The following is a 13,425-nucleotide window of genomic DNA, read 5'->3' as shown; positions in this document are numbered from 1 at the left end:
AATGAAACCATTAACGATTAAAGAAATACAAGAAACGAGCACAGAAATATTAGTATATATTGATAATATATGTCGTCAAAATAATATTGAATATTCTATTTACTACGGTAGTTTAATTGGTGTTGAAAGGCACCAAGGATACATCCCTTGGGATGATGACTTGGATATTGTCTTAACGAGACCTAATTATGATCGTCTAATTAATATATTATCTAAAGATAAAAATTATCTATTATTGAGCTTGGAAACAAGAAAGAACTATCGCTATACGTTTGCAAAATTAGTTGATACTAGAACATGTGTTAAATCGAAGCAATTTTATAATAGTGAGGACCCAGAATTAGGTGTGTTTGTCGATATTTTTCCGATTGATGGTTTTCCAACCACATCTTCTGAACGTTTAGATTTTGGTCGTCAATGCGAGTCATATAGAGAAAATATGTTAGCTACCTTAAATAATTCTTATGCCATTTCTAAATCTCGATGGAAAGCATACTTAAAACGAGTACTTCTATATCCAAGGTACCGAAAATTACTTAAACAGGGAGATTATGATTTTTGGAAACGTAAATTTATGGATAAAGTAACTACTTATCCGATTGAATCATCTATCGAATGTGGTTATATTGAATTTATCAACGAAGAATGGGGTGTTTTTCCAAAAGAATGGTTTGATCATTATGAAGATGTGTTATTTGCTGGCAATAAAGTTCGAGCAATCAAAGACAGAAAACTATTTTTATCATTACGTTATGGAAATTATATGGAATTACCACCTATGTCTGAACAAGTAACGCACCATCCGTATACTTTTTATTGGAAATAAAGTAAAAAAGGTAGGAAAAATAATGGATTATAATCGCATGATGATTATTACTTTAGATGAAAAATCAGTTCTGTTTTCAACTGATGCGCAAAAATTAGGTGTACATGTAGAAAAATATTTTTCTAAACGTCCTTTTATTGTTAAATTATTAAATCAATTAGATAAAAGAATAGACACTACATTTGCAAGATTTTTTTATGGAGAGTGGAAAAATAATCTCTCTGAAATAGATTTTATTTTGTTGAATTCTCATTACTTTTCACGACCGGTAATTAAATATTTAAATCGTAAATATCCGCATATCAGGATTGCTATATGGTATAGTAATCCTGTTGAAAAAGATACACCGGTTTCTTATTACGCTGATTTAAACTGTGAGCTTTGGTCCTTTGATATAGGTGATTGTGAAAAATACCAAATGCATTTTAATAACCAATTTATAGACGAGACAAAGGTTGTTGCTAGTCAGGAAGATCCAAAGTATCAATCTGATGTTTGTTTTATTGGTGTAGATAAACAGCGTCTCTCTTATTTATTAGAGTTAGAAGCGTACTTTGTAGAGTGTAATTTGAATCCTTTTATCTATGTAGTAGATTCTTCGAAAAATTCTTATTCAAACTATGACTATAAGAAGCCTATCTCTTATAGTGAACTCATTAAGTATGAAGCAAATACATCGGCTATTCTAGATGTTGTACAGGAAAATCAACATGGAATATCATTAAGACCTTTAGAGGCATTATTTCTTAATAAAAAGTTAATTACGAATAATCGCACAGTTTTAAACATGGATTTCTATGAAAAAGAAAATATATTCTTACTAAATAAACAAAATATGTCTGAGATATTAACGTTTTTAAAGGTACCTATGAAACCAGTTGCTGAAACTGTTAAAGAGAAGTATTCATTCAAAGGTTGGTTAAATAATTTTTTTATTTAAAGTACGAAAAATGAAAATCTTTGATGAATATTTTTTTGATTTAAACTTATAAAAGAATAAGAGGTACAATAAATGAATGAGAAAGCTAAATCAGTTGTAAAAAATCTATACTATACAGTCGCTGCTAATTTTGCTACCCTGGGGATATCCGTTTTATTAAACTTATTTGTTCCAAAATTGCTGGGGATTAGAGAATATAGTTATTGGCAATTATATGTTTTCTATGCTTCCTATGTTGGTTTTTTTCACTTAGGCTGGATTGATGGTATCTATTTAAAAATCGGGGGAGAAGAATACGAAAATTTAGATAAAAGAAATCTCGGTTCTCAATTCTGGTATTTAGCGATTTTTGAATGTTGTATTTCTGCTTTTGTCATTCTTTGGGCTTACTTTTTCATGCCGAAAGAATATCAAGGGATTATTTTGATATTGACGGCCATTGTTTCAGTAATTACAATTGCAAAAACGTTTATTCTGTATGTTTTTCAGTCAACAAATCGTATTAAGGAATATGCTCAATTATCCAGAAATGATCGCTATTTATATGTCCTGTTCATTGCAATTTACTTTGCATTAGGAGGACGAGATTTTTATTGGCTAATCATTATGGATATACTTTCTAAACTGATTATTACGGTTTGGGGAATGTTTAGAGTTAAAGACATGTTGCGTGTGAACATGATGAGTTTGAAGGAAGTTACTCCTGAAATAGTTGATAATATTAACATAGGTAGTAAACTAATGCTCAGTAGTATAGCAAGTATGCTAATAATGGGAACCATTCGCTTTTTTGTTCAACAGCGTTGGACTATCGAAACCTTTGGTAAATTGTCCTTTACTTTAAGTTTATCAAATATGTTTTTAACTTTTATTAATGCTGTTGGAATTGTAATGTTTCCGTTGTTAAGACGGACAAATAAAGAGCGATTGCCGTCTTTATTTGTCACATTAAGAGGTGTTTTTGTTCCGTTGACGTATGCAATTCTGCTGTTATATGTACCCGTCAAATTTGTTTTAGGTATGTGGTTACCCGAATATAGCGAGAGTTTGAAATTTATGGGAATTCTATTTCCTATAGTTATTTATGAAGGTCGGATGTCTTTACTAATTAATACGTATTTAAAAACGTTGAGAAAAGAAAAAACAATTTTATTTGTTAACGTATTGACACTTGCCTTGTCGTTAATCCTATCGCTGTTTGTGATTTTCGTTGTTGGGAACTTGAATTTAACTGTTGGGTTGATATTAGTAAGTTTAGCATTTCGTTGTAATTTAGCAGAAATTTTTCTATGCAAAGATATGAACGTTAAAATAGGTAATAGCACGGTATTGGAAACGTTGGTTACATTATTGTTTATCTTTAGTAATCTTTGGTTTGGCGGTAGTATTTATAGTTTCATTTCTTATGGAATTGTGTATATTATCTATTTCTTATTCATTCATAAGAGCTTTGTAAATAACGCAAAGAATTTAAAATATTTAGTAAAAGGTTGAGAAAGTTATTTTCTCTCCTTTTTTATTGAAAAAAACAAACTGTAGTCTTTGACACCTAAAAATGGTAAAATTAATGTATTATTTTAATTGGAGTGGGAAACTTGAGGAACTTTTTAATCACAGGCGGTGCCGGCTTTATAGGCTCAACCTTAGCAAATTATTATAGTAAAGACAATCAAGTTGTGGTCATTGATGATTTATCAATGGGCCAAACTGAAAATTTAAACACATCTGAAAATATCACGTTCATTGAAGGTAGCGTGATTGATCAACAATTAATGGAAAAAGTACTACAAGAGTATCAGTTCGATTACATTTTTCACTTAGCAGCGATTGCTAGTGTAGCAGATTCAGTAGCACGTCCAGTGGAAACACACCAAGTGAATTTTGAGAGTGTGTTACAATTACTGGAATTAATTCGGAAATACCAGAAAGATTTAAAACGTTTGGTGTTTGCTTCTTCTGCAGCGGTTTATGGTGATGAGCCAACTTTACCAAAACAGGAAGAATCAGTAATTCGTCCATTAACGCCTTATGCAGTCGATAAATTTGCTTCTGAAAAATATGTTTTAAACTATTGTCATTTATATGATGTTCCAACAAGCGCTGTTCGCTTCTTTAACGTTTATGGGCCAAACCAAAACCCTAATTCGCCTTATTCTGGCGTTATTTCGATTGTGATGGACTCTTACAAACGCTTATTGGCCAATCAAGAAGTGACATTCAATATCTTTGGCGATGGAAAACAATCCCGTGATTTTGTCTTTGTTGAGGACGTGGTTCAAGCATTGAATCTTGTCGCTCATTCTGACCAATCACTTGGGGAAGTGTATAATGTCGGGACTGGAAAAGCAACCGATTTAAATGAGTTAATTTCTTCTTTAAATGATATTATGAAAGTCACTTTGCCAGTTGAATACAAAGAAGCGCGAGCTGGGGACATCAAAGATTCCTTAGCGGATATATCTAAATTACGTGCCATTGGTTATGAACCGAAATATAGTATTCAATCCGGTTTGGATAAATATGTTAAGTATGAACTAAAAGATTAAGAGAATAAAAGACGGATTTGAGACTAAATTGTTTATAAGACTTAGAGAGTGGGACATCATCAGTCGCTTTGATTGATGTCTTGCTCTTTCTTTTCTTTTTCCTATATTTGAACCCACCTCACTCCAATGGTACAATAAACAAGATTGGAGTGAGAGCATGACAGATATTATTGCACATCGAGGAAGTAAAGGCACCCATCCTGAAAATACGTGTATTGCTTTCAGAGAGGCTGTTCGTGTTGGTGCTGAAGGAATTGAATTAGACGTTCACTTATCTAAAGATGGTTATTTAATCGTTATGCATGATGAAACGGTGGATCGTACGACAGATGGTCATGGTGAAATCCAACAGTTAACATTAAACGAATTAAAACAACTAGATGCTGGAAGCTGGTTTCAGAAAAATCCTTCTGTTCAATGTGTTCCAACATTGGAAGATGTTTTAAATTGTCTTGTAGAAGAACAATTCAATGGTTTTTTGAATATTGAACTTAAAACGGACATTATCCATTATGAAGGAATTGAGAAAAAAGTCGTCCAACAAATGAAGCAAAAAAACTGGCCGTTTCGTTATTTATATTCTAGTTTTTATTTTCCGAGTTTAGTTAAATTAAAAAAAGCTGATCCTAAGACAGAAATTGCCTTTATTTATGAATCTGCAGAGGATTTAAGTCAAGCGGGACCGGCATTCGCGCTTGTCGATAGTTTACATCCAAAAATGTCTTGGGTGTTGGCTCATGAAAAAGAACTTATCACAATTGGCAAACCGCTGAGGCCGTGGACTGTTAATCGGATGGAAGAAACGGAAAATTGTTTTCAGCTAAAATTGGCGGGTGTTCATACGGATTTTCCTGAAGAAGCAAAATTTGCTCGTCAAAATTGGCAAGAAGAAGGAGAAACATAATTGGAGAAAGTATTAGTTATTGTAGGACCCACTGCGGTGGGGAAAACAGCATTAAGTATTGCTTTAGCAAAAAAATTTAATGGTGAAATTATTAGCGGTGACTCCATGCAAGTTTATCGCTCGTTAGACATTGGCACCGCTAAAGTCACAGAAACAGAAAAAGAAGGAATTCCTCACTATTTAATTGATTGCCGTGAAGTCAGCGAAACATATTCTGCCGCTGATTTTCAGAAAGAGGGTCGTCAAAAAATCAAAGAAATTACTGAAAAAGGGAAACTACCAATTATCGTTGGAGGAACAGGTTTGTATATTCAATCACTCCTTTATGATTTTCAACTAGGAAGTCGTGAGATAGATGACTCGCCTGAAATTAGAGAAACGTACAATTTATTTGCGGAAGAAAAAGGGAATCAAGCCTTATGGCAGTTATTACAACAAAAGGATCCTCTAGCGGCTAACAGCATTCATTTTAATAATCGTAAAAAAGTGATTCGTGCGTTAGAGGTCTTTGATAAAACCGGTTATAGTATTTTGACCCCGAAGGAAAAACCAGCTCGTCTCTATGATTATTATTTATTAGGTTTGGAAACAGATCGCGCTTTATTGTATGAGCGTATTAATCAGCGGGTGGATCAAATGATGACAAAAGGACTGTTGGAAGAAGCAAAACAGATGTTTCAGCAACCACATGCACAAGCAGCTCAAGGTATTGGCTATAAAGAATTTTTCCCGTATTTTTCCGGTGAACAATCATTAGAGATGGCGGTTGAAACAGTCAAACAGCAATCGAGGCGATATGCCAAACGTCAATTGACTTGGTTTAGAAATCGAATGGCTGCGCATTGGTGGGATTTGGTTCAGCAGCCAACAGATTTGCCCAAGTTGGAAAAAGAAGTAGCGGAATGGCTACAACAGAAGGAGAGTGAGTAGGCGATGACCACTCATGAAAAAGTGATTCTAGTAGGAGTTGAGACGGAAAAAAATTATCAGACATTTTCTGCATCAATGGAAGAACTGGCGAATTTAACGGAAACCGCTAATGGCGAAGTGGTGTTTGTTTTAACGCAAAAACGACCACAAGTCGATCGACAAACCGTAATCGGTAAGGGGAAATTGGAAGAATTAATTCAATTAACAGATGCCTATGAAGCGGATCTTGTGATTTTTAATCATGAGCTCACACCGCGTCAAAATCAACTGTTATCTGAAGCGTTAGCTGTGCGAGTAATTGATCGTGTACAATTAATTTTGGATATCTTTGCTTTGCGTGCGCGCTCCAAAGAAGGAAAGTTACAAGTTGAATTAGCACAATTGGATTATTTATTGCCTCGCTTGGCTGGTCAAGGAAAACAGTTGTCCCGACTTGGAGGAGGTATTGGGACACGTGGACCTGGTGAAACGAAATTAGAGTCGGACCGCCGACACATTCGGAATAAAATCTTAGGCATCCGTCGTGAGTTAAAAGAAGTCACTGCTCATCGTGAACGAAGCCGCCAAAAAAGACAAAATTCAGAACTATTTCAAATTGGCTTGATTGGTTATACCAATGCTGGCAAATCAACCATTCTCAACATGTTGACGACAGCAGGAACTTATTCAGAGGATCAATTGTTTGCAACGTTAGATCCTTTAACTAAAAAATGGCAATTGCCTCAAGGCATGGAAGTTACGCTGACCGATACGGTTGGCTTCATTCAAGATTTACCAACACAACTGATTGAAGCCTTTCAGTCGACATTGGAAGAAAGTCGGACGATGGATTTACTGCTCCATGTGGTGGATGCAAGTGCGCCAGATCGGTTACAACATGAACGCACAGTTCAAACATTGATGAAAGAATTAGCGTTGGAAAATATTCCGTGCTTGACGGTTTATAATAAAAGAGATCAAGTGGACAGCAAAGAATTTGTCCCAACCTTATTTCCCAATGTATTGATCTCAACTAAAATTTCTGAAGATAAAGAACGACTGGTTCAAGCTATCCGTGCCCAAATGATGGAATTACTCGAGCCTTATCAATTAGAAATTAGCCCAACTGACGGACAACTATTAAGTGAACTTCGCCGGATGACACTAATGATTTCAGAAGAATATGCTGAAAATGAAAATCGGTATATCGTGAAAGGCTTTGCGAAAAAAAAGTCTAAATGGTTGGCTGAATCCGAAAAAGAATAAAAAATGGTAAGTTGATTAGAAATGATTTGTAAAAACAAATCATTTCTATTTTTTTGATTAGTAGGAGAAAATCAGCCGTGAAAAGATGGAAAAGTCCATATTTATCAGGTTTTTTGTTTTATGTTAGAAAATCTAACATAAGTTCTTGACAATTTGTCATTCTATTGTTATTCTAAGAAATAACTAAGAGAGGAGGATGGAGATGAGAGAAAAAGAGTTACGCCGTTCCATGTCAGTTTTTCCAATTGGTACAGTTATGAAACTAACGGATTTGACCGCTCGACAAATTCGCTACTATGAAGAACAGGGATTGATTCATCCAGAACGTAGTGAGGGCAACCGACGCATGTATTCTTTAAATGATATTGATGTTTTGTTAGAAATTAAAGATTATTTATCTGATGGATTGAACATGGCAGGGATTAAGCGTGTGTATGAAATGAAATTAGAAGAACAAAAAAACACCGCCGAGGCAACTCGTCCGTTAACCGATGCAGATGTTCGTCAGATTTTATACGACGAAATCCTTTCGCAAGGAGGACTTACTCAGCAAAATCCGTTCCAATCGAATGTACCAAGGCTTTAACGTTTCAGCAGCCAATAAAAATGAAGGATGGGGATCAGACCGATGACAAGAAAAGCCAAAACGGCAGAAGAGATTAAACATATTGCAGAAGAAGAAAACGTACGTTTTTTACGACTAATGTTTACCGACATTATGGGAACAATTAAAAATGTTGAAGTTCCTGTGAGTCAGCTAGATAAAGTATTAGATAATAAAATGATGTTTGATGGGTCATCCATTGAAGGATTCGTTCGTATCGAAGAAAGTGACATGTATTTATACCCTGATCTATCTACATGGATGATTTTTCCGTGGGAAAGCGACCATGGAAAAGTTGCGCGCTTAATTTGTGATATTTACAATCCTGATGGTACCCCTTTTGCCGGAGATCCCCGCGGTAATTTAAAACGCGCCTTAGCAGATATGAAAGAATTAGGCTTTACTTCTTTTAACTTAGGACCAGAACCAGAATTTTTCCTATTTAAATTAGATGAGAATGGTGAAATTACCACTGACTTGAATGATAAAGGTGGCTATTTTGATTTTGCGCCAACCGATTTAGGTGAAAATTGTCGCCGTGATATTGTTTTAGAGTTAGAAAGTTTAGGCTTTGAAGTGGAAGCTTCGCATCATGAAGTAGCACCAGGTCAACATGAAATTGACTTTAAATATGCTGATGTAGTTGATGCTTGTGACAATATTCAAACGTTCAAATTAGTTGTGAAAACTATTGCGCGCAAACATGGCTTGCATGCAACATTTATGCCAAAACCTTTGTTTGGAATTAATGGTTCTGGTATGCACTGCAATATGTCATTATTTAATGAAGAAGGTAATGTTTTTTATGACGAGTCAGGAGAGATGGGCTTAAGCCAAACTGCGTATCATTTCTTAGGTGGTTTATTAAAACATGCCCGTGCCTATACTGCGGTATGTAACCCAACAGTGAACTCTTATAAACGCTTGGTACCAGGTTATGAAGCACCTGTTTATGTAGCTTGGAGCGGCAGAAATCGTTCACCACTCATTCGAGTTCCTGAGTCTCGTGGTTTATCGACTCGTTTAGAGTTACGTTCTGTCGATCCTTCAGCGAATCCGTATTTAACAATGGCAGTCTTATTACAAGCAGGTTTGGATGGTATTCGTAATGAACTTACGCCACCGCCAGCGGTTGATCGTAACATTTATGTGATGAATGAGGAAGAACGTCAACATGCACAAATTGAAGATTTGCCATCAACCTTACACAATGCCATCAAAGAATTACGTAAAGATCAAGTAATGATTGATGCATTAGGTCGTCACATTTTTGCCAATTTTGTAGAAGCAAAACGAATGGAATGGGCAGCCTTCCGTCAAACCGTTTCTGAATGGGAAAGAGAACAATATTTGGAGTTGTACTAAAAGCTGTTACTTTTAATAATCTTAATGTTTAGAAAGAGGGAGATAAGTCGAAACGCTTATCTCCCTCTTTCATTCTTTAGTTTGTGAACGAATGGATAATTTCTATTTCACAAAATAAAGTAATTTTAATTCAGTTAAATAGTTTGTTTATAGGGGATAAAGTGGTTTTTTCTCAATTTCTCTTTTATTTTTAAGCAAAAAAATTGACAAAATCTTTCATAATTTGTGAAATTCCGCTATAATAAACAAGAATATGCGTGCAACTATTCTATTTTTTAGATATAAAGGATGAGAAAAACATGCGGAAAATGAAAACAATGGATGGGAATGCTGCAGCAGCTTATATTTCCTACGCCTTTACAGAATTAGCAGCCATTTATCCAATAACACCAAGTTCAACAATGGCTGAACTTGTTGATCAGTGGTCGGCCGAAGGTAAGAAAAATATCTTTGGTCAACCTGTGAAAGTAGTCGAAATGCAATCGGAAGCTGGTGCTGCCGGCGTGGTCCATGGCTCTTTAAAAACAGGCGCGCTTACCACGACCTATACGGCTTCACAAGGGTTACTTTTAATGATTCCTAATATGTACAAAATAGCTGGAGAACTATTACCATCTGTTTTTCATGTGGCGAGCCGAGCTTTAACCACGAATGCTTTAAATATTTTTGGTGATCAAGGAGACGTAATGGCCGCACGCCAAACAGGCTTTGCTATGTTGTCAGAAAGCAGTGTGCAAGAAGTGATGGATTTGGCACCAGTGGCTCACTTGGCTTCGATTGAAGCGAGTGTTCCATTTATGAACTTTTTTGATGGCTTTAGAACAAGTCATGAAATTCAAAAAGTGGCAGTTCTTGACTATGAAGAATTAGCACCCTTAGTAAACCAAGAAAAATTAGCCGAATTCCGTCGTCGGAGCATGAATCCGAATCACCCTTCCGTTAGTGGAATGAACCAAAATCCAGATATTCACTTTCAACAACGAGAAACAATAAATCCTTATTATGAAAAATTACCTGGTATTGTTCAAAAATATATGACAGAAATTAACCGGTTACGGGGAACCAATTATGATTTGGTGACGTATTATGGCGCAGAAGATGCAGAAGAAGTGATTGTCACAATGGGTTCAGTTGCACAAACAATTGAACAGACGGTTGATTATTTACAAGAACAAGGAAGAAAAGTTGGTTTTCTTAATGTCCATCTTTATCGGCCATTTCCAGTTGAAACATTTCTTGAAAAAATACCACAATCAGTTAAAGCAATTGCTGTCTTGGATCGGACGAAAGAGCCCGGTGCTGGTGGCGAACCGTTATTATTGGATGTCCAAAGTGCGATGTATGAAGCGGACATTCGCCCAACAATTATTGGTGGGCGCTATGGTTTAGGTTCTAAAGATGTGCTGCCAAATCAAATTGTTGCGGTTTTTGATGAATTAATGAAAGAACGTTCTGCCATGAAGAAGCGTTTTACAATTGGGATTGATGATGATTTAACTTATACTTCATTAGAAGTTGGCAAACCACTTGATTTGACGAATCCGAAAACCTATCAAGCTAAATTTTGGGGCTTTGGTTCTGATGGGACAGTAGGGGCGAACAAGTCAGCAATTAAGATTATCGGTGATCATACAGACAAGTATGCACAAGGCTTTTTCTATTATGATTCAAAAAAATCAGGCGGGTTGACCGTTTCTCATTTACGTTTTGGCGAGACGCCTATTCGTTCAACGTACCTCATTGAACATTCTGATTTTGTGGCTTGTCATACAGCCGCTTATTTGCATACTTATGATTTAGTAAAAGGGTTAAAAAAAGGCGGTACTTTCCTCTTAAATACCATTTGGAATGATGAACAACTAGCACGATTTTTACCCAATCAATTAAAACGGTATCTAGCTGAAAATGAGATTCAGTTTTATACAATCAATGCAGTGAAATTAGCTAGTGAAGTCGGACTAGGCGGGCGAATTAATACCGCGATGGAAACAGCTTTCTTCAAATTAGCGGAAATTATGCCTTTTGAGCAAGTGTTACCAATTTTAAAAGAAGAAGCACTGAAAAGTTATGGTCATAAGTCTATGAAAGTTGTCGAAAAAAATATTCAAGCAATCGATAAGACCGTTGAATTGTTGCATCAGGTAACTGTTCCAGCAGAGTGGAGAACGCTTGAAGTTCAACCGCGAAAACGTTCAGAAAATGTTAGTGATTTTGTTCATGAAATTGTTGAACCGATTAATCGTCAAGAAGGGAATGCGTTATCTGTTGCGACACTAGCGAAAAATGGGATGACAGATGGGCGGATGCCTTTGGGAACTGCGGCAGTTGAAAAACGTGGAGTTGCATTAGAAGTACCCGAGTGGATTAGCGATCGATGTACTATGTGTAATGAGTGTGCCTTTGTATGTCCTCATGCGGCGATACGACCATTCTTAGCAGATGAAGAAGAAATGACTGAAGCGCCAGAAGGATTCATTGTGCGTGATCTACGTGGTGCCGACGGCTTGAAGTATCGTATCCAAGTCTCAGTCAAAGATTGTACTGGCTGTGGTCTTTGTGTTGAAGCCTGTCCAGCTAAAGGCAAAGCTTTAGTAATGAAACCTTATGAAGAAGAAAAAGAACAGGCTATGAATTGGGCGTTTGCTATGACGTTACGTCAAAAGGAAAACCCAGCAAAACCGAATACTGTTTTAGGTTCGCAATTTAATAAACCTTTATTAGAGTTTTCTGGTGCTTGTTCTGGTTGCGGCGAAACGCCTTATGTTAAATTATTGACGCAAATGTTTGGTGACCGAATGCTGATTGCTAATGCAACAGGTTGCTCATCGATTTGGGGTGCTGCAGCGGGTGTGACACCTTACACTACTAATGAACAAGGACAAGGTCCAGCTTGGTCAAATTCTCTTTTAGAGGATAATGCCGAGTTTGGTTACGGCATGTTGTTAGCAACGCAAGCGCGTCGCGAACGTTTAGCTAGTAAAATGACCAAAGCTTTTTCTGTAGCCAGTGATTCTTTACGTTTATTGATGGAAGATTGGATAGCACATCTGTCCGAAAGTGAAGGTACGCAACAACGTGCAGCTAAATTACGTGCAGCTTTGCTTGAAGAAAAAACGAATCAACCTTTATTGGAAGCAATTTATGACGATCAAGATCTTTTTGTTAAACCAAGTCAGTGGATGATTGGTGGGGACGGCTGGGCTTACGATATTGGCTACGGCGGTATTGACCACGTGTTAGCTAGTGGCGCGGATGTAAATATGTTAGTTTTAGATAATGAAGTCTATTCCAATACAGGTGGCCAAACTTCCAAAGCAACTCCTGCATCAGCGATTGCGAAATTTGCTGCCAGTGGGAAATATGCCTCTAAAAAAGATTTAGGGATGATGGCAATGACTTATGAAAATGTCTATGTCGCTCAAATTGCCTCAGGTGCAAACCAAATGCAGACGATTAAAGCTTTTGAAGAAGCGGAAAAATTCCCTGGACCATCGATTATTATTGCTTATACACCATGTATTACACATGGTTTAGCAGGTGGGATGAGTCAAACGTTGAAAGAAGCGAAAGACGCAGTTCATTCAGGTTACTGGTCTTTATATCGCTATAATCCATTATTGCGAGAAAAAGGCAAAGAACCAATGACATTGGATTTCAAAAAACCAGATTTTTCATTAATGAAAGAGTTTATGCGCCAACAAGTTCGCTTTGCATCCTTAGAATCTAGTCAACCAGATACAGCGGAATTGTTATTTAATAAAACAATTAATGATGCTAAGAGACGGTTCTATAATTATGCTCGTTTAGCTGGTCAAGAAGAAAAAATTCGAGCAAAACTAGAAAAACAAAGTGAACCAGAAATAACTGCGCTAGAGAACGAGAAGCCACGAGTGAAAAAAGAACGCGTAGTTGATCCGGAAGCGGAAGCAAGAAGGGCTGCCCGCCGCGCAGAACGAGCAGCCAAGAGAAAACAACGTGAGCAAGATTAAATAGAAATCAAAAAAACGTGTCTGAGCTTTTTGCTTGGACACGTTTTTTAGTTAGAAATGCGATTTTTTGATGAAA

General features: G+C 36.5%; 10 protein-coding genes. All 10 read left to right on the top strand.

What is annotated here, in order from left to right; all coding sequences use genetic code 11:
* Position 1 precedes the first annotated feature (1 nt).
* The 10 genes from IGK03_RS09045 to nifJ all read left to right on the top strand — a co-directional run bounded on the left by IGK03_RS09045 (position 2) and on the right by nifJ (position 13,349).
* Positions 2–826: a LicD family protein gene (locus tag IGK03_RS09045; RefSeq protein ID WP_010707340.1), complete on the top strand. Its 825-nt coding sequence runs from the start codon at positions 2–4 to the stop codon at positions 824–826.
* Between the two features lie 22 nt (positions 827–848).
* On the top strand, positions 849–1,766 hold the full coding sequence (locus IGK03_RS09040; RefSeq protein ID WP_010707341.1) for a hypothetical protein: 918 nt from the start codon (positions 849–851) through the stop codon (positions 1,764–1,766).
* A 72-nt stretch (positions 1,767–1,838) separates the two neighbouring features.
* Positions 1,839–3,260 (top strand): lipopolysaccharide biosynthesis protein, encoded by a 1,422-nt coding sequence (locus IGK03_RS09035; protein WP_049095710.1) that lies wholly within the window; start codon positions 1,839–1,841, stop codon positions 3,258–3,260.
* Between the two features lie 92 nt (positions 3,261–3,352).
* Positions 3,353–4,312: a GDP-mannose 4,6-dehydratase gene (locus IGK03_RS09030; RefSeq protein ID WP_029656611.1), complete on the top strand. Its 960-nt coding sequence runs from the start codon at positions 3,353–3,355 to the stop codon at positions 4,310–4,312.
* A 157-nt stretch (positions 4,313–4,469) separates the two neighbouring features.
* Positions 4,470–5,216, top strand: coding sequence for a glycerophosphodiester phosphodiesterase (locus tag IGK03_RS09025; protein ID WP_049095708.1), 747 nt, complete (start codon positions 4,470–4,472; stop codon positions 5,214–5,216).
* Positions 5,217–6,146 carry a tRNA (adenosine(37)-N6)-dimethylallyltransferase MiaA gene (miaA, locus tag IGK03_RS09020; RefSeq protein WP_002374488.1) on the top strand — a complete coding sequence of 310 codons (930 nt, stop codon included), beginning with the start codon at positions 5,217–5,219 and terminating at the stop codon, positions 6,144–6,146.
* Positions 6,147–6,149: 3 nt separating this feature from the next.
* On the top strand, positions 6,150–7,391 hold the full coding sequence (gene hflX, locus IGK03_RS09015) for a GTPase HflX (RefSeq protein WP_002379600.1): 1,242 nt from the start codon (positions 6,150–6,152) through the stop codon (positions 7,389–7,391).
* Positions 7,392–7,593: 202 nt separating this feature from the next.
* Positions 7,594–7,977, top strand: a complete 384-nt coding sequence (locus IGK03_RS09010) for a MerR family transcriptional regulator (RefSeq protein WP_002388239.1) — start codon at positions 7,594–7,596, stop codon at positions 7,975–7,977.
* A gap of 42 nt (positions 7,978–8,019) precedes the next feature.
* The gene (gene glnA / locus IGK03_RS09005; protein WP_002356929.1) at positions 8,020–9,360 is read left to right on the top strand and encodes a type I glutamate--ammonia ligase; all 1,341 of its coding nucleotides are present in this window, start codon (positions 8,020–8,022) and stop codon (positions 9,358–9,360) included.
* A 257-nt stretch (positions 9,361–9,617) separates the two neighbouring features.
* Positions 9,618–13,349 (top strand): pyruvate:ferredoxin (flavodoxin) oxidoreductase, encoded by a 3,732-nt coding sequence (nifJ, locus tag IGK03_RS09000; RefSeq protein ID WP_202256205.1) that lies wholly within the window; start codon positions 9,618–9,620, stop codon positions 13,347–13,349.
* The last annotated feature ends 76 nt before the right edge of the window (positions 13,350–13,425 follow it).

The sequence above is a fragment of the Enterococcus sp. DIV2453a genome (genome assembly GCF_050533535.1).
Lineage (GTDB): Bacteria > Bacillota > Bacilli > Lactobacillales > Enterococcaceae > Enterococcus > Enterococcus faecalis.
This window is presented reverse-complemented; position numbering and strand designations above follow the sequence as displayed.